Genomic DNA, 24,334 nt, shown 5'->3' on the forward strand with positions numbered 1-24,334 from the left:
GACGCCCCGCCACCGCTGCTATCGCGGGATCGGGCCGTTGCCTCACGGGTCAGCGCCGTGTCTTAAGAGGGATCGCGCGCCATCTTGATAAATTTCCGCCGGTAGATAATTCTGGTGGTTCATCCAGACAAAAAGGCCCGCGCGTTTCCCGCACCATTCCTGTCGTTACCGGGAAAGAGGTTACCGTGCCGATACCACAAAGACGCGGTACAGAACTTATGAAGGTTTCCTTTCAGTTTAAGCTGTTCATTTCGCTGGTGGCGTTCTTCTCCGTCCTGTTCGCCCTGCTGGGAGCCTATTACTACGTTGATGCCAGTCACCAGCTGTATCAGGAGATGAGCGCCCGCGCCAAAATACAGGCCGAAGAGATTGCGCTGATGCCGGAGCTTCGTCGCCAGGTTAGCCGCGACGATCCGCAGGCGCTGACCTCGTTTATGCGCGACATTGCCGCCCATAGCGATGCCAGCTTTATCGTGGTTGGCGATGCGCGCGGCGTGCATCTGTTCCACTCCGTTCACCCGGAGTGGGTCGGCACCCGGCTGGTCGGCGGCGATAATCAGGCGGTTCTGGCGGGCGAGAGCACCACCACCATCCGTAAAGGCGGGCTCGGCGTGTCGCTGCGCAGCAAAGCGCCCATCGTCAATGAGGCCGGCCAGGTGGTGGGGATTGTCTCGGTGGGCTACCTGACCAGCTATCTCGACAGCATCACCCTGACCAAAGTCATCAATATCTTTATCGCGGCGATCCTGCTGCTGATCGCCCTGTTTATTTTTTCCTGGTACTTTACCCGCAGCATTAAAAAGCAGATTTTTTCGCTGGAGCCGCGGGAGATAGGCCTGCTGGTGCGGCAGCAGAAGGCGATGATGGAGTCGATCTACGAAGGGGTGATCGTCATCGATCATCACCGGCGTATTAAAGTGATCAACCATGCGGCGCGCAGCCTGCTGGGGTTGAGTCAGCCCGCCCATCTGCTGCGCGGCAGATCCATCGACAGCGTGATCGTGCCGCAGCCTTTTTTCGCCAGCGGCGACATGCTGGAAAATGACACTCACGATGAACTGTGCCGCTTCAACCAGCTGACCGTCCTCGCCAGCCGGGTACGCATCATGCTGGAAAATTCACTGCAGGGTTGGGTGATCACCTTCCGTGACCGGGACGAAATCAACTCCCTCAGCGCCCAACTGAGCCAGGTCAAACGCTACGTGGATAACCTGCGCATCATGCGCCACGAGCAGTTGAACCGCATGACGACGCTCTCCGGCCTGCTGCATATGGGCCATTATGACGATGCGATCCGCTATATTCAGGCGCAATCCGAACATGCGCAGGAGCTGCTGGACTTTATCTCTTCGCGCTTCGCATCCCCGACGCTCTGCGGTCTGCTGCTGGGGAAAGCTGCCCGGGCGCGGGAGAAAGGAGTGGAGCTGAGCTTCGACCCGGCCTGTCATATCGATCGCCCCCTGCCGTCCTTAATGGAGTCAGAGCTGATTTCGATTATTGGCAACCTGCTGGACAACGCCATTGAAGCCACGCAACGGGCCGAGCTGCCGCACGAACCGGTTGAAGTGCTGATCCAGCTAAACGCCCGGGAGCTGATGATTGAAGTGGCCGACCGCGGCATCGGTATTCACCCGGCGATCCGCGATCGCATCTTTGAACGCGGCATCACCACCAAAACCCGTGGCGATCACGGCATCGGCCTGTATCTTATCGAACATTATGTCACCCAGGCGGGCGGCACCATTGAGGTCGCAGATAACGCACCGCGAGGAGCGATCTTTACGCTGTTTATCCCCGCAGACGGTCCCGCCCATCCGCAACAAGAGGCCCACTATGCATCATGACCTGGTCGATGTGTTAATCATCGAAGATGAGAGTGAACTGGCGCGGCTGCATGCCGAGCTGATTCAAAAACATCCGCGGATGCGGCTGATCGGCATAGCGGCATCCCTCAGCCAGGCGCGGCAGATGCTCAACGCCCAACTTCCTCAGTTGGTGCTGCTCGATAACTATTTGCCCGACGGTAAAGGCGTCACCTTGATGACCGACCCGATTCTGGCGGATGCCACCTGCTCGGTGATTTTTATTACCGCCGCCAGCGACATGGAAACCTGTAGCCAGGCAATTCGTAACGGCGCCTTCGATTACATCCTTAAGCCGGTGTCGTGGAAGCGCCTGAGCCAGTCGCTGGAGCGCTTCGTGCAGTTTTACGATCAGCAGCGCGAGTGGAAAATCGTCGACCAGCAAAACGTCGATTCCCTCTATCAGTTGCAGGCAAAGAACTACCGTACCGACAGCGGCAGCAAAGGGATCGAGGAGAAGACTCTGGCGCTGGTGCAGAGCCTGTTCAATGACCGGGAAGCACACAGTTTTTCCGTGGATGAGGTGGTGAACGATGCCGGCTTAAGTAAAACAACCGCCCGTCGCTATCTGGAGCACTGCGTGGAGATCGGCTTTCTGGAAGTGGATATGCTGTACGGTAAAATTGGCCATCCGCGACGCATGTACCGCCGCGTCGCCAGCGCCTCATAAGGCCTCTCCCGGTAGTAAGAGAGGCCCCAGGCGCTGACAGGCCCAGGGCTGGTGCTTAAAAACCGCGTTGTTCTTTGATCAGTTCCCAGGCTTTTTGAATATCCTGCGCTTTCTGTTTTGCCATCTCCATCATTTCTGGCGGCAACCCCTTCGCCACCAGCTTATCCGGATGGTGCTCGTTCATTAGTTTACGATAGGCACGTTTCACGGTGGCAGCATCATCGGCGGGCTTCACGCCCAGCACGTTGCAGGCGTCTTCCAGCGTTGGTCCACGCTGCGCTTGCTGCCAGCCGGCGTTGCCGCCGCCCTGACCGTAACCGCCCTGCTGAGAACCCCCGCCGCCAAACTGCGCGCCGCCCTGCATCATGCGCAGGAACTGCTCGAACTGCGCACGCGAGATCCCGAGCTCTTCGGCGATGACGAACAGCACGTCACGTTCATTAGGATGTAACTCGCCGTCGGCGAAAGCGGTCTGCAGCTGAATTTCCAGAAACATCCGAATCAAATCAAAGCGGCCGAAACAGACGCTACGCAGCTGGCGCATTTTTTCGCGCAGCGGATAATCATCTGATTTACCTACCCGAAACGCATGCTGTGCCGCGGTACGCGACTCTCCATGCAGATTCATACGATCCATCAGGACATTGGCGACATGAATATCGGCTTCGGTGACGCGGCCTTTGGATTTGGTCAGATGCCCCATCACCTCAAAGGTGGTGGCAAAGAACAGCGCCTGGCGCTCTTGCTGGTTGGCGAACACATTGATTCTACGGCTCCGTGCGCGGTCAAAGATATGCCCGACCAATAGCCCCAGCACCACGCCCCAAAAGCCTGCGCCCATCATTAACGCGACTGCAACCCCAATTATTTTACCCAAATACTGCATAGACTCCCCAATATTTACGCCGCCAGTTAAGCTATATAAGACCGCACGTTACAAAGCACTGACGCTTAGGTCAATTGTGGGACATAGCCTATATTTTGCTTTATCATACTCGTCATTCTACACGGTGCCTAACGCTCGGGATCCAAACCGGCAGGATTAACACTAGCGCGATGAAGATGAGTACGTTAGGCTCTGACCGTTTGCAAGCCGCTGCCATAAGATGACGGAACAACAAAAACAACGTATGAAAAAACGTATTCCCAGCCTCCTGGCCACCATGATCGCCAGCGCCTTGTACAGCCAGCAAGGCCTCGCCGCCGATCTCGCGACGCAATGTATGCTTGGCGTGCCAAGCTACGATCGTCCTTTGGTTGAAGGAAAAACCAACGAGCTACCGGTGACGATCGATGCCGAGCATGCGAAGGGTAATTATCCGGACAACGCGGTATTTACCGGCAATGTCGATATCAACCAGGGCAATAGCCGTCTCCAGGCAGATGAGGTTCAGCTTCATCAGCAGCAGGCTGCGGGCCAGCCGCAACCGGTACGTACGGTTGATGCACTCGGCAATGTGCACTATGACGATAATCAGGTCATTCTGAAAGGCCCCAAAGGCTGGTCAAACCTGAATACCAAAGATACCAATATCTGGAAAGGCGATTACCAGATGGTCGGCCGTCAGGGCCGCGGCACCGCAGACCTGATGAAGCAGCGCGGTGAGAACCGCTACACCATTCTGGAAAACGGCAGCTTTACCTCCTGTCTGCCGGGGTCGAATACCTGGAGCGTCGTCGGGAGTGAAGTTATTCATGACCGCGAAGAGCAGGTTGCGGAAATCTGGAACGCGCGCTTTAAAATCGGCTCAGTGCCGGTGTTTTACAGCCCCTACCTGCAGCTGCCGGTAGGCGACAAGCGCCGTTCTGGCTTCCTGATCCCGAACGCCAAATACAGCACCAAGAATGGCGTGGAGTTTTCGCTCCCCTATTACTGGAACATTGCGCCTAACTTCGATGCAACGCTGACGCCGCACTACATGAGCAAGCGTGGCGGCGTGATGTGGGAAAACGAATTCCGCTATCTGACCAAAGCGGGCACGGGTCTGTTCGAATTTGACTACCTGCCTTCCGATAAAATCTACCAGGATGACCACTCCGGCGACAGCAACAGCCGCCGTTGGTTGTTCTACTGGAACCACTCGGGTGTTATCGATCAGGTATGGCGCCTGAACGCTGACTACACCAAAGTGAGCGATGCGGACTACTTTAACGACTTCAGCTCTAAATACGGTTCCAGTACCGACGGCTACGCCACGCAGAAATTCAGCGCGGGCTACGTCGTCCAGAACTTCGACGCCACCGTATCGACCAAACAGTTCCAGGTCTTTAACCGCGAATCGAGCAACTCCTACGCCGCGCAGCCGCAGCTCGACGTTAACTACTACCAGAATGATGTTGGTCCGTTTGACACCCACCTGTATGGACAGGCGGTGCACTTCCTCAACACCAACAGCAACATGCCGGAAGCCACCCGCGTTCACTTTGAACCGACGATCAGCTTACCGCTGTCGAACGGCTGGGGCAGTATCAATACCGAAGCCAAGCTGCTGGCGACCCACTATCAGCAGAGCAACCTCGATAACTACAACGCCGCCAATGGCACGGACTATAAAGAGTCCGTCAACCGTGTGATGCCGCAGTTTAAAATCGACGGTAAAATGGTCTTCGAGCGCGACATGCAGGAGGGTTTCACCCAAACGCTGGAACCGCGCATGCAGTATCTGTATATCCCGTATCGTGACCAGAGCCAGATCGGTACCTACGACTCCACGCTGCTGCAATCAGACTATACCGGCCTGTTCCGCGACCGTACCTACAGCGGCCTGGATCGCATTGCTTCAGCGAACCAGCTCACCACCGGCGTCACCTCTCGCGTATATGATTCAGCCGCCGTTGAACGTTTTAATATTTCCGTTGGTCAAATCTATTATTTCACCGAGTCCCGGACCGGTGATGACAACATCAACTGGGAGAATGACGACACAACGGGTTCACTGGTATGGGCCGGAGATACTTACTGGCGCATCGCCGATAACTGGGGTTTACGCGGAGGCATTCAGTACGATACGCGTCTGGATAACGTCGCTACCGGTAACGGCACCGTGGAATACCGTCGCGATGAAAACCGCTTAGTACAGCTCAACTATCGTTACGCCAGCCCGGAATACATTCAGGCAACGCTGCCGTCGTATTCCACCGCTGAACAGTACAAAAATGGTATTTCTCAGGTGGGCATGACTGCCAGCTGGCCGATTGTCGATCGCTGGTCTGTCGTCGGTGCATACTACTTTGACACCAATACCAAAAAGAGCGCCGACCAGATGTTAGGGGTCCAGTATAACTCCTGCTGCTACGCGATTCGCCTTGGCTACGAACGTAAGATCAACGGCTGGGATTCGAACGGTAACGGCGAGAGCAAATACGACAACACCTTTGGCATCAACATTGAGCTACGTGGCCTGAGCTCCAACTACGGTCTCGGCACCCAGCAGATGCTGCGTTCGAACATTTTACCGTACCAGAACTCCCTGTGATGTGGCTGGTTTAAAACGTAATCCGCACTTGCGGTTAATTGAAATGGAAAAAGTATGAAGAACTGGAAAACGCTGCTTCTCGGTATCGCCATGATCGCGAATACCAGTTTCGCTGCCCCACAGGTTGTCGATAAAGTAGCGGCTGTCGTCAATAATGGCGTTGTTCTTGAAAGCGACGTCGATGGCTTGATGCAATCGGTTAAGCTGAATGCTGGCCAGGCCGGTCAACAGCTGCCGGATGACGCAACCCTGCGTCATCAGATCCTCGAACGTCTGATCATGGACCAGATTGTTCTGCAGATGGGCCAGAAAATGGGCGTGAAAGTCACTGACGATCAGGTCGATCAGGCTATTGCCAACATCGCAAAACAGAACAACATGTCGCTGGATCAGATGCGTAGCCGCCTGGCTTACGAAGGTCTGAACTACAACACCTACCGCAATCAGATCCGTAAAGAGATGCTGATTTCGGAAGTGCGCAACAACGAAGTTCGTCGCCGTATCACCGTGCTGCCGCAGGAAGTTGAATCCCTGGCGAAGCAGATTGGCGATCAGAACGATGCCAGCACTGAACTGAACCTGAGCCACATCATGATTCCGCTGTCGGAAAACCCGTCTTCTGACGACGTGGCTGCCGCGCAGCAGCAGGCCAACGCCATCGTTGAGCAGGCACGCAGCGGTGCCGACTTCGGTAAACTGGCTATCACCTACTCTGCTGACCAGCAGGCGCTGAAAGGCGGCCAGATGGGCTGGGGTCGTATTCAGGAGCTGCCGGGGATCTTCGCCCAGGCACTGAGCACCGCGAAGAAAGGCGATATCATCGGCCCGATTCGTTCTGGTGTCGGTTTCCACATCCTGAAAGTCAACGATATGCGCGGTGGCAGTAAAAGCATCTCCGTCACCGAAGTTCACGCTCGCCACATCCTGCTGAAGCCGTCGCCGATCATGAACGACGACCAGGCACGGGCGAAGCTGGAGCAGATCGCGGCGGACATTAAGAGCGGGAAAACCACCTTTGCGAAAGCGGCGAAAGATTTCTCTGAAGATCCAGGCTCTGCCAACCAGGGCGGCGATCTGGGCTGGGCTACGCCAGACATCTTCGACCCGGCGTTCCGCGACGCTCTGATGCGCCTGAATAAAGGCCAGACCAGCGCACCGGTTCACTCCTCCTTCGGCTGGCACCTGATTGAACTGATGGACAGCCGTCAGGTCGACCGTACCGATGCCGCGCAGAAAGACCGCGCCTACCGGATGCTGATGAACCGTAAATTCTCAGAAGAAGCAGCGACCTGGATGCAGGAACAACGCGCCAGCGCTTACGTCAAGGTTCTGAACAACTAATACCACGGCCTCAAACACCCCGGCAGCATTCGGGGTGTTTGAGGCGGCAACGCCAGCGGCTCCCGCTGGCGTTGCCAAAAAAGACGTCCTGAAGGATGAAGTGTATGAATCGAGTTGTTATCACCCCCGGCGAGCCCGCCGGAATTGGCCCCGACCTTGTGGTGCAGCTTGCACAGCGCGACTGGCCGGTAGAGCTGGTGGTTTGCGCCGATGGCGCACTGTTATCTGACCGGGCCCGACAGCTCGGTCTTCCTTTATCTCTCCTGCCCTACGACGCTTCCCTTCCCGCCACAGCGCAACGTGCTGGCACCCTGACGCTCCTTCCCGTTACGTTAAACGCCCCGGTGGAACCCGGTGTACTGAACATCCCTAACGGGCACTATGTGGTGGAGACGCTGGCTCGCGCCTGCGACGGCTGCCTGAACGGTGAATTTGCGGCGTTGATTACCGGGCCGGTGCATAAGGGAAACATCAACGACGCGGGGATCGCCTTCACCGGCCACACCGAGTTCTTTGAAGAGCGTTCGCACGCCAGCAAAGTCGTGATGATGCTGGCCACGGAAGAACTGCGTGTCGCCCTGGCGACCACTCACCTGCCGCTGAAGGCCATCAGTGAGGCAATCACGCCGGATTTGCTGCGTGAGGTGATTACCATCCTGGACCACGATCTGCGCCATAAATTTGGCATCGCCCGGCCGCACGTGCTGGTCTGCGGGCTTAACCCGCACGCCGGCGAAGGCGGACACATGGGAACCGAAGAGATCGATACCATTATTCCGGTGCTGGAAGAAATGCGCGCCAGGGGCATGAATCTGAGCGGTCCGCTACCGGCAGACACGCTTTTTCAGCCTAAATATCTCGACCATGCCGATGCGGTACTCGCGATGTACCACGATCAGGGCCTTCCCGTGCTAAAATACCAGGGCTTTGGCCGTGGCGTGAACATTACGCTCGGTTTACCTTTTATTCGAACCTCCGTTGACCACGGTACCGCGCTTGAACTGGCGGGCCAGGGAAAAGCGGATGTCGGCAGTTTTATCACGGCGCTTAATCTCGCCATCAAAATGATTGTTAATACGCAATGAATAATCGAGTCCATCAGGGCCACTTAGCTCGTAAACGCTTCGGGCAAAACTTTCTCAACGATCAGTTCGTGATCGACAGCATTGTCTCGGCCATTAACCCTCAGAAAGGGCAGGCTATTGTCGAAATCGGTCCGGGTCTCGCCGCACTGACCGAGCCGGTCGGTGAACGCCTTGACGCGCTCACGGTTATCGAGCTCGACCGCGATCTGGCCGCACGTCTGCAAACGCATCCCTTCCTGGGACCGAAGCTGACGATTTATCAGCAAGATGCCATGACCATGAATTTCGGCGAGCTGTCGCAGACCATGGGTCAGCCGCTGCGCGTGTTTGGCAACCTGCCGTACAACATCTCGACGCCGTTGATGTTCCATCTGTTCAGCTATACTGATGCCATTGCCGACATGCACTTCATGCTGCAAAAAGAGGTCGTCAATCGCCTGGTTGCCGGACCGAACAGCAAGGCCTATGGTCGTCTGAGCGTCATGGCGCAGTACTACTGCCAGATTATCCCGGTACTCGAAGTACCGCCGAGCGCCTTTACACCACCGCCTAAAGTGGATTCCGCCGTTGTGCGCCTGGTGCCTTATCGCACGCTGCCGCATCCGGTGAAAGAGGTGCGTGTACTGAGCCGAATTACGACCGAAGCGTTCAATCAGCGTCGGAAAACGATTCGCAACAGTCTCGGCAACCTGTTCAGCGTTGACGTGCTGACCGAGCTGGGCATCGACCCGGCAAAACGTGCAGAGAATATTTCCGTGGCGCAGTACTGTCAGTTAGCCAACTGGTTATCCGACAACGCGCCTACCAAGGAGAGCTAACCATGATCAATTCGCCTCGTGTTTGCGTACAGGTGCAAAGCGTCTATATCGAATCGCAGTCTTCCCCGGAAGAGGAGCGCTACGTCTTCGCTTATACCGTCACTATTCGCAATCTGGGGCGGACTCAGGTTCAGCTTCTTGGCCGCTACTGGCTTATCACCAACGGCCACGGTCGTGAGACTGAAGTTCAGGGTGAAGGGGTTGTCGGCGAACAGCCGCATATTCCCGCAGGCGGTGAATTTCAATATACCAGCGGGGCCGTCATTGAAACGCCGCTGGGCACCATGCAGGGACATTACGATATGATCGATGTGAACGGCGTGCCGTTCTCGATCGACATCCCTGTTTTCCGTCTCGCAGTACCAACGCTCATTCACTAAAACAATGTCTACATATCTTATTGGCGACGTTCACGGTTGCTACGATGAACTGATCGCGTTATTAAAGCAGGTGGCCTTTACCCCAGGGAACGATACGCTGTGGCTCACGGGCGATCTCGTCGCGCGCGGCCCGGGTTCACTTGAGGTCTTACGCTACGTCAAATCTCTGGGCGATAGCGCGCGCCTGGTGCTGGGCAATCACGACCTGCATCTGCTGGCCGTTTTCGCCGGGATCAGCCGCAACAAACCGAAAGATCGCCTGAAATCACTGCTTGAAGCACCGGATGCCGACGACCTGCTCAACTGGTTACGTCGTCAGCCGCTGATGCAAATCGATGAACAGAAAAAGCTGGTGATGGCCCATGCCGGCATCACGCCGCAGTGGGATCTGGAAACGGCAAAAGAGTGCGCGCGCGATGTTGAAGCCGTCCTCTCCAGCGACTCCTATCCGTTCTTCCTCGACGCGATGTATGGCGATATGCCGAATAACTGGAGCAACGAGCTGAGCGGCCTTGCCCGCCTGCGCTTTATCTCCAACGCCTTTACCCGCATGCGTTACTGCTTCCCGAATGGTCAACTGGATATGTATGCCAAAGAGGCACCGGAAGACGCCCCCGCGCCATTAAAACCGTGGTTTGCGATCCCGGGTCCGGTCGCCAGTGAATACAGTATTGCTTTTGGACATTGGGCTTCGCTGGAAGGCCGCGGTACGCCTGAGGGGATTTATGCCCTTGATACGGGCTGCTGCTGGGGTGGGGATCTCACCTGCCTGCGCTGGGAAGACAAGCAGTACTTTACTCAGCCATCAAACCGGCAGAAAGATCAGACTGAAGGCGACGCGATCGCGTCTTAAGTTGAGCGTCCCGGATGACCGCCAACAACGGGCGCTATCCGGGCAACGCTTTAGCGCGATAAAAGCTCCCCGGCGCGCATAACGCCACCGGGGAAAGCCTTAACGGCGCTCGAGGATCTCGAAGCAGTAGCTGTGTGAATTCTGCGCGTCGGCATCATGGAATTCGCTGAATACCGATTCCCACTGATCCGGATCGTAGTCAGGGAAATGCGTATCGCCTTCCACTTCTGCATCGATGTGGGTCAGATACAGCTTGTGCGCTTTCGGCAGGAACTGCTCGTACACGCGACCACCACCGATCACCATCATCTCGTCAACATCGCCGCAGGCGGCAATCGCTTCATCTACCGATTTCACCCACTGCACACGATCGTCGGTGCCCGGCTGGCTACTGATAACGATATTTTTCCGTCCTGGTAACGGACGACCGATAGACTCCCAGGTCAGGCGACCCATCACTACCGGCTTGTTTAACGTATTACGTTTAAACCAGGCGAGATCGGCAGGCAGGTTCCATGGCATGGCGTTTTCCATACCGATGACGCGATCTACCGCTAACGCCGCAATCAGACTGATCATTGAAAATTTCCCGAATGCAAAAAATTGCCGCCACTATACGGAAAGCGTAATACTTCGTCGACTGCGTGGAGAGTAAAGAATAAGAAAATTTTTAGATTTGCTGGCGAGCCCACGTAAGCCACGTGAACCGCCAACTGCGGATTTAAATTGAAAACAAAATGTTAACTGTAAACCAAACGTAACAGCGAGTTTTCACCTCAGGATGCCGGCTTATTTTCGGGTTCATCGGCGATATCGCCGGTATGTCTGCCCTCTTCGGTTCCCTGCCAGCCGTGGCGCTGAACCAATGATAAATGGTTACGATCCTCGTTGATAATCCCGGTCAACATGTCGCTGGTTCGCTTGAACACCGCCACGCGAGACGCCGCATCGTTTTCCGCCATCTCGACCATCTCTTCCACCATTTTCTGGTTGAAGCGACGGAACAGATCGGCGCGCTCACGCGCTTCATAGGCACCCAGTCCCAGCGCCTCCAGCGCCGTGCGCCCGGATTTCAGCGCCGCTTCGAAGGTTTCACGCTCCGGAGCATCTACGCCGGCCTGGCGCAGCTGGATGTAGTGATCGACATCGCGGGCGCGGGAGATAATCTGCAGATGCGGGAAATGCTCTTTCGCCAGCTCCACCAGCTGCAGGCTGGCCTGCGGATCGTCGATCGCATTAATCAGTACCTCGGCTTTTGCCGCCCCTGCCGATTCCAGCAGATCCGCGCGGGTGGCATCACCATAGAACACTTTCATATCAAACTTACGCAGCGTTTCCACGTGGTCCGGATCGTGATCGAGGATCACCATCTTCACCCCGCCGGAAAGCAGCACACGCCCGGCGATCTGCCCGTAACGGCCAAAGCCGGCGATAATCACCCGCGGCTGCTCTTCATCAATTTCATCGGCTTCACGCTCCTGGCCGCTGGAGGATTTCTCCAGCCGGGTCAGCAGCACCAGCAGAATCGGCGTGGCCGCCATCGACAACGCCACCGCTAAGGTCAGCGCCTTCGCCCACTCGCTGTCCAGCACGTCCGCCAGTTGCGCCGCGCCAAAGACCACGAAGGCAAACTCACTCCCCTGCCCCAGCAGCACCGCAAACCAGCGGCGCTGCGCGCGCGGTACGCCAAGCGGTTTAGCGATCAGCCACAGCATCACGCCTTTAATGACCAGGAAACCGACCAGTAAAATCAGGATCCGCAGTGGATGGCTCATCAGGGTGCCGAAATCAATCGACATCCCAACGCCGATGAAAAACAGCCCCAGCAGCAGCCCCTTAAACGGCTCGATATCGCTTTCCAGTGCATGGCGATACTCCGAGCTTGCCAGCAGTACCCCGGCGAGGAACGCCCCCATCGCCATCGACAGCCCCACTTCTTCCAGCAACAGGCCAAAGCCGAACACCAGGAACAGGGCCACGGCACTGAACACTTCGCGCAGGCCGGAGCGGGCCACAAAACGCAGCACCGGACGGGTGACATAGCGACCCAGCGCCACCACCAGCACCAGCGCCCCCGCGACTTTGAGCGCGGACAACGCGAAAGCGCCGAGGGTGGTGGAACCGCCGCTGGCGGCCAGCAGCGGGATCATCGCCACCAGCGGGATCGCCGCGATATCCTGAAACAGCAGAACGGCAAACGCGCTGCGTCCCATCTGCGAGACCGTCAGGTTACGTTCGTTCATCGCCTGCATGGCGATAGCCGTCGACGACAGCGCCAGCGTCATGCCAATCAGCTCGGCGACCTGCCAGCGCATCCCCAGCAGCATGCAAAACAGGCCAATCAGTACCCCGCACACCACCATCTGCAACGCGCCGCCGCCAAACACCGACGCCCGTAGTTTCCACAGGCGCTGCGGGTCAAGCTCCAGGCCGATGACAAACAGCATCAGAACCACGCCAATTTCGGCAAAATGCAGAATCGCCTCGGCGTCTGTCACCAGCCGCAGGCCCCACGGCCCGATAATGCACCCGGCGATCAGATAGCCCAGCACCGACCCCAGCCCAAGGCGCACGGCAATCGGCACAATCAGGGCGGCAGACCCCAGATAAATCAGCGCCTGTATCAGCGTATGGCTATCCATGGTATGCCTCCTGCCATTCAATTAAGCGTTGTCGATAGCGGCGCGCCTGCGCCTGAAGGGTTTCATCGTCACAGATAAACGTGCAGTGCATGGCGAACGGCGGCAGCCATTTCATGCCGCAGTACAGCCCGGTGGCCTGTAGCGGCTGGGACAGCACATCAAAGCCAGGAAATGCGCCGATATCGAAGTGGCTCTCGCCGCCGCCGGTGGTCACCGCCCACATCAGCGATTTTCCATGCAGCGCAATGCCGTTGTGACCGTAGGCCCAACCGTGCGACAGCACCTTATCCATCCACAGTTTCATCAGCGGCGGAACGCTGTACCACTGCATCGGATGCTGCCAGATAATCAGATCGGCCTTCGCCAGCGCCGCCTGTTCGGCGGCGATGTCAATGTTAAAGTCGGGGTAAAGTTGGTAGAGGGAGCGTATTTCTACGCCATCCAGCGTCCTTGCCTGCTCCAGCATCCGCTTATTCGCATGCGAGTGATGCGGATAGGGATGAGCATAAATTATCAGAATCATTGATTAGCCTGCGTTAACTCTCGTTGTAATCTGCAAGAGTGTAGTCAGTTAATCGAAGCGCTTACAATCATAACCTGATTTTATGTCTGCGGACTGCCGGCCTTATGTGGCTGCGGGCTGGCGGTAACCTCGGGTTCGCTCACGTCGAGATCGCAGCGTTTCGGCAGCAGGAAGGTCATGGTCCCGGCAATGATTAGCGATCCAGCCAGGGCGCAAACCGCCACGTTCTGGCCATACAGGTAGATCATTACCCCCACCAGATACGGGCCACAGAAGCCGCCGAGGTTACCCAGGCCATTAATCACCCCGCGAGCGCTACCGGCCACTTCCGCAGAGGCGATCCGCCCCGGCATCGACCAGAACGGGCTGGTCGCTGATTTGAGGAAAAAGCCGCAAATCACCAGCGCGATATAGGCCGCCACCACGTGCTCACGCAGCAATACCGAGGCCACCAGCGCCGCCGCAAAGCTGTAAAGCGAGAAACGCACCCACAGACGGCGTTTGCCGCTGCGATCGCTGAACAACGAGATGACATAGATCCCGGCAAGCGTCGCCACGAACGGCAATACCGCAAGGAGACCCACGCTGGCCATACTGCCGCCGGTCAGTCCTTTGAGGATCGTCGGCAGCCACAAGGTGTAGCCATAATCACCAGTCTGATAGAAGAAGTTGAGGATCACCAGTTTCATCAGTCCGCCGTTGCGGAAAACATCTTTGACCGGCGCCTTGCTGACCGCATCTTCCGCCAGTTTTGCCGCCCGCTCGGCGGCCAGCGTAGTGACCAGGTAGTGACGCTCTTTCTCCGGCAGCCAGCGGGCCTCTTCCGGACGGTCGCTGATCATGAACCACCAGACCGCCAGTACCACCACCGACAGCAGACCTTCGATAATAAACAGCCAGCGCCAGTCGAGCGCGGCGATGATCGCCCCGGATACCGGCGCGGTCAGCATGCCGCCCAGCGGGGCGAACATCATCACGAAGGCGTTGGCGCGCCCCAGCTCTTTTTCCGGGAACCAGTTGCTGACCATCGTCAGCACCACCGGTAACATGCCGCCCTCGGACACGCCGAGAATAAAACGCAGCACCAGCAGTTGATATTCATGGGTCACGAAGCCGGTGGCAACCGAAACGACCGCCCAGGCCATCAGCGACCAGGCAATAAAACGTTTACCGCTGCCGTTTACCGCAATTCGCCCACCGGGTATTTGCAAAAATAAATAACCAATAAAAAAGATGCCGCTGGCAACACCGGCCATCTGGCTGGTAATACCTAAGTCCTCTTCCATTCCACCGGGTAAGGCGAAACTAATATTAACCCGGTCCATAAACGAAATAATACAGGCGATCAACACCGGCGTAATAATACGCCACCAGCGGGTGCTGGGAATTTTATCATTCATATTTCGCGCTCTCTATGCAGAGGTTATTGTTGTCATTGAATACGAGCTGGGTACAGAAATAAGAGAGAGAAATTAATTAATCGCGTTCGGCAATGGTGCGTCGGCGAAATAAGCCGCCACGTTGGCAAAAACCACCTCGCTCATTTTCTGTCGGGTTTCATGGGTCGCGCTGGCCACGTGCGGTTGTAGCACCACATTATCGAGCGCAATCAGCGCCGCCGGCACATGCGGTTCGTCTTCAAACACGTCGAGAGCCGCCCCGGCGATAACACCGTTTTGTAACGCCTGAATCAACGCCTTCTCATCCACCAGCGAGCCGCGGGCAATGTTGATCAACCACGCCTGTTTCGGCATGACGTTAAACACTGAATAATCGATCAGCCCGCGATTGGCTTCGCCGCCGGAGGCCGCAATCACCAGGAAATCGCTCTCGTGGGCCAGAGTATGCAGATCGGCGCACCACTGATAATCCAGCCCCGGCACCGGTTTGCGGTCGGTGTAAAGCACCTGCATGTCGAAGCCGCGGGCGCGACGGGCAATCGCCTGGCCGATATTGCCCATCCCCAGCAGGCCAATGCGCTTACCGCTGACCTGAGTCGCCAGCGGCATTCCGCCCTTCTCCCAGCGCCCTTCCCGGACAAAGCGATCGCCCTGACACAGATTGCGCGACGCGGCCAGCAGCAGCCCCATCGCCAGGTCCGCCACGTCATTGGTCAGCACGCCGGAGGTGATGGAGATTTTGATCTGCCGGGTGCGAGCATATTCCACATCAACGGCATCGGTACCGACGCCGAAAATGGCAATCAGGCCAACGTGCGGCAGCAGCTCAAGAACGCTGTTCTGTACGCCAATGTCCCCACGGGTGACGACCGCGGCAATGTTCTCGCCTTGCTCACGCAGAAAACCAATCGGATCGTCCTGCTCGTACAGACGCAGCAGCGGGAAATGGGCCGCCAGCTGCTCCTGCAGTGCATCAATAACGGGGGCCACTAAAAGGACGGCGCGGGTAAGAGTACTCTTCATCAGATCACCTGTTTGACGGTTCGTTACAACGGTAGCCACTATCAAACGGGTTTTTAGCGGGGCGTTTTGCGATCTGCATCACGCTGAATCGTGTTAAAAATTGCTGTTACCCTCTACGTGATCGCTAAGACAAAACCGGCGTATCACGCTGTGACGCGGGGCATGGCGTTAACGGTTTGCTAACAGAAGTCAGGTGAGATATCAGTGAAGACTGAGTCCAGAAGGCAGGAAATATCGAATGTTCCAGAGTATTTCACCGTAACCCATAAAGATAACACTCAGAGAGATACGCGAAATATGATTCTGGTAAGAAGACCCGGCAGACTCCCACCGGGTCTTGATTATTTACGGTCTTGAGGCTGTACCGTCCGGCGTACGAGCCATTGTCCAGGATGGGATCCCACCCTCGCACGGATACTTCGCCGCCTTGGCTTCATCAATGTCGATACCCAGACCCGGCTTATCGTTCAGGTATGCATAGCCGTGATCTATCTCCGGGCAGCCTGGGAAGACATCGCGCAGCGCATCATTCATTGGCGTGTACTCCTGAATGCCAAAATTCGGCGAGCTCAAATCAAGATGCATATTGGCGCAGACGCCCACAGGAGAAATATCGCCTGGTCCGTGCCATGCGGTGCGTACGCCATTGAGTTCACTGTAGACGGCAAGTTTCTTCGCCGGGGTAATCCCTCCAATGGTACTCACGTGACAGCGAATATAGTCGATCAGCTTGTTGTCGATGAGCGGCTTCCATTCATTCACATTAACAAATAGCTCCCCCATAGAAATCGGCGTGGAAGACTGCTGGCGCAGCATTTTCAGCCAGTCGATATTTTCCGGTGCGACAGGATCCTCAAGATAAAACAGTTGATATTGTTCGAGTGTTTTGGCCAGGTTAATGGCGGTGACAGGCGTGACGCGCTCATGCACATCATGGATAAATTCGATACCAAAGCCGAGTTTGTTACGCAGGTGGTCAAACAGACGCGGGACGCTCTTTGCATAGGCATCCGGGTCAAAGTAGATCCCGGGTGTTTTACTGCGCGGTGAACGCTTCGGTTGAATGTTCTTCGCGCGCGCCAGCTGAGTGGCGATCAATTTGAGGTCATCAGTCCCCGCACCGCCATACATCCCCATCTGGCAGCGAACGTACTGGTAGCCCTCTTCCATTCTGGCACGGATATTATCTTCTACTTCGACTTCATCACCGCCATCGGTATGGCAATATAGCGGGATCCCGTCGCGACATTTCCCTCCCAGCAGGTCATAAACCGGCATGCCTGCCAGCTTACCTTTGATATCCCACAGCGCCATATCCACGCCAGACAAGGCATTGTTCATGATGGGGCCATTACGCCAGTAGCCGCTGACGGCGCCCGACTGCCAGATATCCTCAATGCGCGTCGGATCTTTACCTATCAGAAAAGGCGCCATGTACTCATCGATCGCGCTTTTTACTGCAAAGATACGTTGGGTAAATGTCGCGCATCCCAGTCCATACAGCCCCGGTTCATTGGTCTCAATCTTGACGACAGCCAAATCAATACCGCCCGGTGCCGTCAGAATCGTTTTCACGTTGGTTATTTTCAGGTTGCTCACTTTCACTCCTTAACTCCGCGAATTTACGGCATGTCATACCGTTAAGAATGACACGACCATCATTTGTAAGTCGTCCTACAACTTGCCGTTGTTATATCACGGTTGCATTTTCATGGTTCTTTGAGAGTTACGTTCTGTGATGACGATCAAATTACGTTCAATAAATTTTTAAAATATATATTAAATTCAATTATTTACAAACATGACAATGAAGGTGACATACAACTATTTGTGATCTTTGTTGCAAATAAATAGCGAGGTTCTTGATTTTGTCATGACGAAAACTCAACCTTTAAATAGACAGTCGTCATACAAATTAACGAGTGAGGATTAAATATGACCGCATTATTTGACTTAACGGGGAAAACGGCACTGGTTACGGGTTCTGCACGTGGGCTGGGTTTTGCCTACGCAGAAGGCCTTGCCGCGGCAGGAGCACGGATCATCCTGAATGATATTCGCGATACGCTGTTGGCAGAGTCAGTGGGTACGTTGACGAACAAAGGTTACGATGCACACGGGGTGGCTTTCGACGTTACCGATGAGCAAGCGATTGAGTCTGCCTTTGATCAACTCGATTCACAGGGGATAAAGGTCGATATTCTGATTAATAACGCCGGTATCCAGTACCGCAAACCAATGGTAGAGCTGGAACTGGAACACTGGCAGAAAGTGATTGATACCAACCTGACCAGCGCTTTTCTGGTCTCCCGCGCGGCGGCAAAACGGATGATTGCACGCAACAGCGGCGGAAAAATCATTAACATTGGCTCACTCACCAGCCAGGCTGCCCGTCCGACCGTGGCACCGTACACGGCAGCAAAAGGCGGGATCAAAATGCTCACCTGCTCGATGGCGGCAGAATGGGCGCAGTTTAATATCCAGACCAACGCTATTGGCCCAGGCTACATTCTGACGGACATGAACACCGCACTGATCGAAGATAAACAATTCGACAACTGGGTGAAAAGCAGCAACCCCTCTCAGCGCTGGGGTCGGCCGGAAGAGTTAATCGGTACCGCCGTCTTCTTATCATCCAAAGCATCAGATTATATCAACGGACAAATTATCTACGTCGATGGTGGCTGGCTCGCCGTGTTATAAGCCACCCGACCTCTACCTACTCGCCTTTAAAATTGACGGCATGTGTTTACCATGAAACATGCCGATATAACACAGGTATTATTATGAAGGCTTCAAGACAACGACTCTTTATTCTCACATTGCTGTTTATTGTCACGGCAATAAATTATATGGATCGTGCCAATCTTGCAGTTGCAGGCACGAATATCCAGAATGATTTTAGTCTGACCCCTACGCAACTGGGTTTGCTTTTCTCGATGTTTACCTGGGCCTACGCTGCCAGTCAAATCCCTGTCGGCTATGTCCTTGATCGCATTGGATCTCGTATTCTTTATGGCGGCGCGATCATTCTGTGGAGTATTTTTACCTTTATGATGGGGTTCGCTTCACATCATTTATTTGCAACAGCAACCGCTTCATTTGTTATGTTATTAGCTTGCCGTGCATTAATTGGTGTTGCTGAAGCACCTTCTTTTCCTTCAAATACTAAAATAATCGCCACCTGGTTCCCGGATCATGAGCGTGCGCGTGCAACCGCTATTTACTCCAGCGCTCAATATATCGGCCTGGCATTACTGACGCCATTCCTCTCCTTTATCGTAGCAAACTACGGTTGGGAGATGTCATTCTACCTGTCCGGCGGCGCAGGCATTCTGTTCGGTGTCTACTGGTTACTGTACTACCGCGATCCTCAGCACAGCTCCTCCGTGAACCAGGCTGAACTGGATTATATCAAGGCGGGCGGCGGCTATGGTTCCGCCAACCAGTCTACAGTGAACAAGAAAATCAGCTGGCATGACATTAAATTTTTCCTCGGTAAGAAAACTATCTGGGGGCTGTTCATCACCCAGTTCGCCTGTTCATCCACGCTTTATTTCTTTCTGACCTGGTTTATTGTTTACCTGGAAAAAGGGTTACACCTCTCTATTTCAAAAGCCGGTATTGGTGCCATGCTTCCCTATATTATGGCGATGTTTGGCGTGCTCTGCGGCGGTACGTTAAGCGATATGTTATTAAAAAAAGGAATATCCAGAACGCTGGCACGTAAATTACCAGTGATGACCGGATTATGCGTCACCATGATTATTGGCCTGGTGAACTTCTTTGAAGATAAACCGGTCATTGCCATTGTTATTCTGTCGATTGCATTCTTTGCCAATGCCTTTTCAAATCTGGGCTGGGTGGTCTGGAGTGACGTTATTCCACGGAATTTCCTCGGCACCATGGGCGGATTTTTAAATATTTGCGGAAACCTCTCCGGGATTGTTAGTCCAATTGTGATTGGGGTTATTCTCGAACGCACACAAAATTTCCAGTATGCGATGTGGTATATCGCAGGTGTCGCTGGGATCGGCTTATTAGCTTACATCTTCCTGGTGGGGAAAATTGAAGTAATCCTGCCCGAAAAAAAGAATGCCAACACCGTGGATAAGAATGCCATTAATCCAGCGACTGCTAACAAATAATGAGATCATGATGAAAACTGAAAAAATAACCTGTAATGCGTGTCTGGCCCATGCGGAAAAAGACGTACGCTTTGAAGCACGTGAAATCGAGTACAGTGAACATGACGTTGTCGTAAAGGTAGCCTGCGGTGGCATCTGCGGCTCTGATATTCATTACTACCAGCATGGCCGGGCAGGGATGTCGATCCTCAAACATCCCATGGTAATTGGCCATGAGTTTGTCGGCGTGATTAGCAAAGTCCCCGCTGGCAGCGAGCTGCAAGTGGGTCAAACGGTAGCGGTAAACCCGTCCTGCCCCTGCAATCAGTGTGAGATGTGTCTTTCTGGCCATCAAAACCTATGTGGTTCCATGCGCTTTATGGGTAGCGCGCAGTTCAATCCTCATGTGAATGGCGGTTTTTCTGAATTCGTGGTGGTTAAACCTGAGCAGTGCATTCCGTACAATAGCCACATTCCCGCGAACGTGATGGCCTTTTCCGAACCGCTGGCAGTCGCCATACACGCAGTAAAAATGGCGGGTCAGTTGACTGGAAAACGCGTGCTGGTGATCGGTGCAGGCCCGATTGGCTGCCTGATCCTCGCAGCGGCACGCAGTGCAGGCGCATCCGAACTGGTGGCTTCCGATCTCAGCCCGCGCTGCCTGGAACTGGCTCGCCAGATGGGGGCGACGGCGGTGATGGATCCGCGCGATGAAGAACAGGTTGCCCGTTATCAGCAACGTAAGGGCTATTTTGATGTAGTGTTCGAGGCCTCCGGCGCGCCGGCTGCCGTGGCATCTACGGTGGACTTCACCCGCCCTGCGGGCACCATTGTCCAGGTCGGAATGGGAGCAAGCCCGGTTAGCTGGCCAGTGTCGCCAATGCTGGTCAAAGAGCTCAACTGGGTTGGTTCATTCCGCTTTATCGGCGAATTTGTAACAGCAGTCCGTTGGCTGGAAGACGGGCGTATTGATCCTCGCCCTCTCATCAGCGCTGAATTCTCGCCTCAGAAAATTGAAGACGCATTGATTACGGCTACAGATAAAAATGTGTCTGCTAAGGTGCTCATTCGTTTCGATTAACGGTGAAAAGCGCCCGGTCGGGCGCTTTGTTCTTAAAAGTGAATTGCTATACAATAAATCACTTCAGCGACATCTTACCGGAAACCCACTTTGAGCATAAAATCCATTCAAAAACAGAACGTTGTAAATGAAATTTATGATCAGATAAGCGGAAAGCTGCTGGATGGTAGCTGGGCGCCGGGTAGCCGTTTGCCTTCAGAAGCAGAGCTAACCACCTCATTCAACGTCAGCAGAGTCAGCGTACGCAGTGCGGTTCAGCGCTTTCGTGACCTGGGGATTGTGGTGACACGCCAGGGCAGCGGTAGCTATGTGAGCGAACACTTCACCCCGCAGATGTTGAGTAACGATCCTCGCCCGATCATGCACCTTAGCCGTGAAGAGTTTCACGACATGATGATTTTCCGCCAGACGGTGGAGTTCAAATGCGTAGAGCTGGCGGTGACCCACGCCACCGATGACGACATTCGCCAACTCGAAGAAGCGCTAAATAATATGCTGATCAACAAGGGTGACTACAAAAAATACTCAGAAGCAGACTACGAGTTTCATCTGGCGATTGTCAGGGCGTCGCACAACAGTGTGTTCTACAACGTAATGAGCTCGATCAAAGACATCTATTACTACTATCTTGAAGAGCTTAATCGTGCACTAGGCATCACCCTTGAGAGCGTGGAAGCTCATATCAAAGTCTATATGTCTATTAAGAATCGTGACGCCAGCACGGCAGTGGAAGTACTCAACGAAGCCATGTCAGGGAATATTATTGCCATCGAAAAAATCAAATCGGCAGATACATCCGGGACAGATTAAGGTCTACGGTCGGTTTGGCTCGTGGAACACATGCGCAAGCAAACTGTAGATAAAAGCACACCGCTTCCCCTCTCATCTCATATCAGCGTGGACATGTCGACGCATCAGGTACTGGCGCTACGTGCAATTCCGGCGATACGCGTTTATCCCCAGAGTTCATCATGCCGGTACCGATTCGGGCAGAATTAAATGGTTTCGCCCAACGACAGGCGGTAGTGCAGGTCTACTTTCTCAATGGTCGGCAGTCCTTTGATTTTTTTGATTAAAATCTCAGTGGCGACCTTACCCATCTCAAAGCGCGGAGTCAGCACGCTGGCCAGCCGCGGGGTGATAATCTGGCCGATCTCCAGACCATGAAAACCGGCGATCGCCAGCTCCTGGGGGACATTGATACCCGATGCGAGGCACTCCTGTAACACGCCCACCGCCAGGTCATCATTGGTGCAGAGGATCCCGTCCATGGTGGCATACATCTGCCGCGCCAGATTCATCATGCCGGTACCGATCGACACCGACGACACCTTGTTCGGCGCAATACGCCCGGTCGCCAGTCCGGCATTCTCCATCGCCTGGCAATAGCCAGCGAAGCGCTGCTCGTCGCGCACATCAGACATCGAGCCGAAATAGATAATGTGCCGCTTGCCGCTCGCCAGCAGCATCGTGGTCATGTCAAAACCGGCTTTGAAGTTATCGAAACCAACGTTGATGCGTCCGGGATTCTCCGCCAGCCCCATCACTTCGGCGATGGGAATTTTGGCCGCGTTGAGGTACTTATCCGCCCGCAGGGTGTGGACCGACTCGGTCAGTAGCAGGCCTTTGACATGAAACGCCAGCACCGCCGCAATCTGTTCCTCTTCGCGCTGGCGATCGTAATCGTAGTTGACCACCAGCGTCTGGTAGCCGTGCGCCGCGGTCACCGATTCGATCCCCGCCAGCAGGTCGGCGAAGATTTGGTTGTGAAAAGAGGGAATTAATACGCCAATGCGCGGGACGACGACGCTGGTCATCGCCGGATTATCAGGATCGGGCTCATAGCCGATTTCCGCAATCACGCTGGCGATACGTTCTGCGGTCTCCGGTTTGACTTTATCCGGCGTACGTAAATAGCGGCTGACGGTCATCTTGGTTACGCCGGCCAGCGCTGCAATATCATTGAGCGTAATGCGTTGTGCTTTCATCTATCGACCCGTCAAAGACATCCACTGCATCAGGCCATTATGCCTGCCGTTCAGGAAAAAGAGAATCACACCATTCTGCGCTTAACCCCTTGAGCCATGGCAATTTCCACCCGACATCACGTTTAGCGTAACCCCTTTTCGTAACACCCTTTTGAGTGATCTCCATCACAGATTTACCCGGCAAAAATCCGTGAGATAGAGCACAGGTTGTTGCGGGCCATGTTTTGCCACCAGCGGCATTAACACGCACCACATCATTTATATTCAGCCGTTAATCAGGATATCAAGATGAAAGATCTTTTCAGCTTACAAGGCAAACGTATTTTAATTACTGGCGCAGGACAAGGAATTGGTTTTGTCATGGCGCAAGGCCTTGCACAATATGGCGCAGAAATTATTGTCAACGATATTTCGGCGTCTCGTGCGGATGATGCGGTCATGAAATTACGTGATGAAGGTGCCATCGCCCACTCCGCGGTATTTAATGTCACCGATGCCGAGGCGGTTGAAAATGCGATTGCGAAAATTGAAACCGATATCGGTGCGATTGACGTGTTATTTAATAACGCGGGTATTCAGCGCCGTCATCCTTTTACCGAATTTCCGGTGCAGGAATGGCATGACGTTATTTCCGTCAACCAGACCGCGGTATTCCTGGTCTCCCAGGCGGTAGCCAAACGCATGGTCAGCCGCCGGTGCGGCAAAATCGTCAATATCTGCTCCATGCAGAGCGAACTGGGCCGCGACACCATTACCCCGTACGCCGCCGCCAAAGGTGCGGTGAAGATGTTGACTCGCGGCATGTGCGTCGAGCTGGCGCGCGATAACATCCAGGTCAACGGTATTGCACCGGGCTATTTTAAAACCGCCATGACCCAGGCCCTGGTGGACGATCGGGCCTTTACCGACTGGTTGTGTAAACGTACGCCTGCCGCACGCTGGGGCGATCCGCAAGAGCTGATTGGCGCCGCCGTGTTTCTCTCCTCCAAAGCATCCGATTTCGTCAATGGACATCTGTTATTCGTCGACGGCGGCATGCTGGTTGCCGTCTGATTAAGGAGCGCA

General features: G+C 54.8%; 21 protein-coding genes. 13 read left to right on the top strand and 8 right to left on the bottom strand.

Annotated elements, in window-relative coordinates; all coding sequences use genetic code 11:
- Nucleotides 1-218: 218 nt before the first annotated feature.
- Nucleotides 219-1,844, top strand: a complete 1,626-nt coding sequence (locus HF679_RS14685; RefSeq protein ID WP_187042163.1) for a sensor histidine kinase — start codon at nt 219-221, stop codon at nt 1,842-1,844.
- Complete coding sequence (locus tag HF679_RS14690) at nt 1,834-2,532, top strand: response regulator (RefSeq protein ID WP_123757532.1); 699 nt, start codon at nt 1,834-1,836, stop codon at nt 2,530-2,532. The genes HF679_RS14685 and HF679_RS14690 overlap by 11 nt, the downstream gene beginning before the upstream one ends.
- A gap of 55 nt (nt 2,533-2,587) precedes the next feature.
- Here HF679_RS14690 and djlA read toward each other — a convergent pair whose 3' ends face one another.
- On the bottom strand, nt 2,588-3,418 hold the full coding sequence (djlA, locus tag HF679_RS14695) for a co-chaperone DjlA (RefSeq protein ID WP_123757533.1): 831 nt from the start codon (nt 3,416-3,418) through the stop codon (nt 2,588-2,590).
- 244 nt (nt 3,419-3,662) lie between these two features.
- Between djlA and lptD the strand changes: the two genes are divergently transcribed.
- The 6 genes from lptD (at nt 3,663) to apaH (ending at nt 10,485) form a co-directional block, all read left to right on the top strand.
- Nucleotides 3,663-6,008 carry an LPS assembly protein LptD gene (gene lptD / locus HF679_RS14700; RefSeq protein WP_123757534.1) on the top strand — a complete coding sequence of 782 codons (2,346 nt, stop codon included), beginning with the start codon at nt 3,663-3,665 and terminating at the stop codon, nt 6,006-6,008.
- Between the two features lie 54 nt (nt 6,009-6,062).
- Nucleotides 6,063-7,349 (top strand): peptidylprolyl isomerase SurA, encoded by a 1,287-nt coding sequence (gene surA, locus HF679_RS14705; RefSeq protein WP_123757535.1) that lies wholly within the window; start codon nt 6,063-6,065, stop codon nt 7,347-7,349.
- 104 nt (nt 7,350-7,453) lie between these two features.
- Nucleotides 7,454-8,434, top strand: a complete 981-nt coding sequence (gene pdxA, locus HF679_RS14710) for a 4-hydroxythreonine-4-phosphate dehydrogenase PdxA (RefSeq protein WP_123757536.1) — start codon at nt 7,454-7,456, stop codon at nt 8,432-8,434.
- Nucleotides 8,431-9,252, top strand: a complete 822-nt coding sequence (rsmA, locus tag HF679_RS14715) for a 16S rRNA (adenine(1518)-N(6)/adenine(1519)-N(6))-dimethyltransferase RsmA (RefSeq protein ID WP_123757537.1) — start codon at nt 8,431-8,433, stop codon at nt 9,250-9,252. Before pdxA ends, rsmA begins: the two co-directional genes overlap by 4 nt.
- Before the next feature lie 2 nt (nt 9,253-9,254).
- Nucleotides 9,255-9,632: a Co2+/Mg2+ efflux protein ApaG gene (gene apaG, locus HF679_RS14720; RefSeq protein WP_123757538.1), complete on the top strand. Its 378-nt coding sequence runs from the start codon at nt 9,255-9,257 to the stop codon at nt 9,630-9,632.
- Between the two features lie 4 nt (nt 9,633-9,636).
- Nucleotides 9,637-10,485: a bis(5'-nucleosyl)-tetraphosphatase (symmetrical) ApaH gene (gene apaH, locus HF679_RS14725; RefSeq protein WP_154144494.1), complete on the top strand. Its 849-nt coding sequence runs from the start codon at nt 9,637-9,639 to the stop codon at nt 10,483-10,485.
- Nucleotides 10,486-10,584: 99 nt separating this feature from the next.
- Here apaH and folA read toward each other — a convergent pair whose 3' ends face one another.
- From folA to HF679_RS14755, 6 genes are all read right to left on the bottom strand, one after another.
- Entirely contained in the window at nt 10,585-11,064 is a 480-nt protein-coding gene (gene folA, locus HF679_RS14730; protein ID WP_123757540.1) for a type 3 dihydrofolate reductase, read from the bottom strand.
- Between the two features lie 197 nt (nt 11,065-11,261).
- Complete coding sequence (kefC, locus tag HF679_RS14735; protein ID WP_123757542.1) at nt 11,262-13,127, bottom strand: glutathione-regulated potassium-efflux system protein KefC; 1,866 nt, start codon at nt 13,125-13,127, stop codon at nt 11,262-11,264.
- The gene (gene kefF / locus HF679_RS14740) at nt 13,120-13,650 is read right to left on the bottom strand and encodes a glutathione-regulated potassium-efflux system oxidoreductase KefF (RefSeq protein ID WP_154144492.1); all 531 of its coding nucleotides are present in this window, start codon (nt 13,648-13,650) and stop codon (nt 13,120-13,122) included. Before kefF ends, kefC begins: the two co-directional genes overlap by 8 nt.
- 80 nt (nt 13,651-13,730) lie before the next feature.
- Nucleotides 13,731-15,050, bottom strand: coding sequence for an MFS transporter (locus HF679_RS14745; protein ID WP_123757544.1), 1,320 nt, complete (start codon nt 15,048-15,050; stop codon nt 13,731-13,733).
- Between the two features lie 72 nt (nt 15,051-15,122).
- Nucleotides 15,123-16,073 carry a 2-hydroxyacid dehydrogenase gene (locus HF679_RS14750; protein WP_123757545.1) on the bottom strand — a complete coding sequence of 317 codons (951 nt, stop codon included), beginning with the start codon at nt 16,071-16,073 and terminating at the stop codon, nt 15,123-15,125.
- A 345-nt stretch (nt 16,074-16,418) separates the two neighbouring features.
- Nucleotides 16,419-17,672: an enolase C-terminal domain-like protein gene (locus HF679_RS14755; protein ID WP_187042165.1), complete on the bottom strand. Its 1,254-nt coding sequence runs from the start codon at nt 17,670-17,672 to the stop codon at nt 16,419-16,421.
- 336 nt (nt 17,673-18,008) lie between these two features.
- Here HF679_RS14755 and HF679_RS14760 point away from each other — a divergent pair, with 336 nt between their 5' ends.
- From HF679_RS14760 to HF679_RS14775, 4 genes are all read left to right on the top strand, one after another.
- Nucleotides 18,009-18,776, top strand: coding sequence for an SDR family oxidoreductase (locus tag HF679_RS14760; protein WP_123757547.1), 768 nt, complete (start codon nt 18,009-18,011; stop codon nt 18,774-18,776).
- Between the two features lie 83 nt (nt 18,777-18,859).
- Nucleotides 18,860-20,221, top strand: a complete 1,362-nt coding sequence (locus HF679_RS14765) for an MFS transporter (RefSeq protein ID WP_187042166.1) — start codon at nt 18,860-18,862, stop codon at nt 20,219-20,221.
- Entirely contained in the window at nt 20,190-21,281 is a 1,092-nt protein-coding gene (gene idnD / locus HF679_RS14770) for an L-idonate 5-dehydrogenase (protein ID WP_187042167.1), read from the top strand. The genes HF679_RS14765 and idnD overlap by 32 nt, the downstream gene beginning before the upstream one ends.
- A 90-nt stretch (nt 21,282-21,371) precedes the next feature.
- Nucleotides 21,372-22,091, top strand: a complete 720-nt coding sequence (locus HF679_RS14775; RefSeq protein ID WP_123757550.1) for a FadR/GntR family transcriptional regulator — start codon at nt 21,372-21,374, stop codon at nt 22,089-22,091.
- 185 nt (nt 22,092-22,276) lie between these two features.
- Here the strand turns inward: HF679_RS14775 and HF679_RS14780 are convergent, their stop codons facing one another.
- Nucleotides 22,277-23,269, bottom strand: coding sequence for a LacI family DNA-binding transcriptional regulator (locus tag HF679_RS14780; protein WP_123757551.1), 993 nt, complete (start codon nt 23,267-23,269; stop codon nt 22,277-22,279).
- Between the two features lie 288 nt (nt 23,270-23,557).
- On the opposite strand from HF679_RS14780, the gene idnO reads away from it, so the two are divergent.
- On the top strand, nt 23,558-24,322 hold the full coding sequence (idnO, locus tag HF679_RS14785; RefSeq protein WP_154144490.1) for a gluconate 5-dehydrogenase: 765 nt from the start codon (nt 23,558-23,560) through the stop codon (nt 24,320-24,322).
- Nucleotides 24,323-24,334 lie beyond the last annotated feature (12 nt).

The sequence above is a fragment of the Enterobacter sp. JUb54 genome (assembly GCF_014298075.1).
Classification (GTDB): domain Bacteria; phylum Pseudomonadota; class Gammaproteobacteria; order Enterobacterales; family Enterobacteriaceae; genus Klebsiella; species Klebsiella lignicola.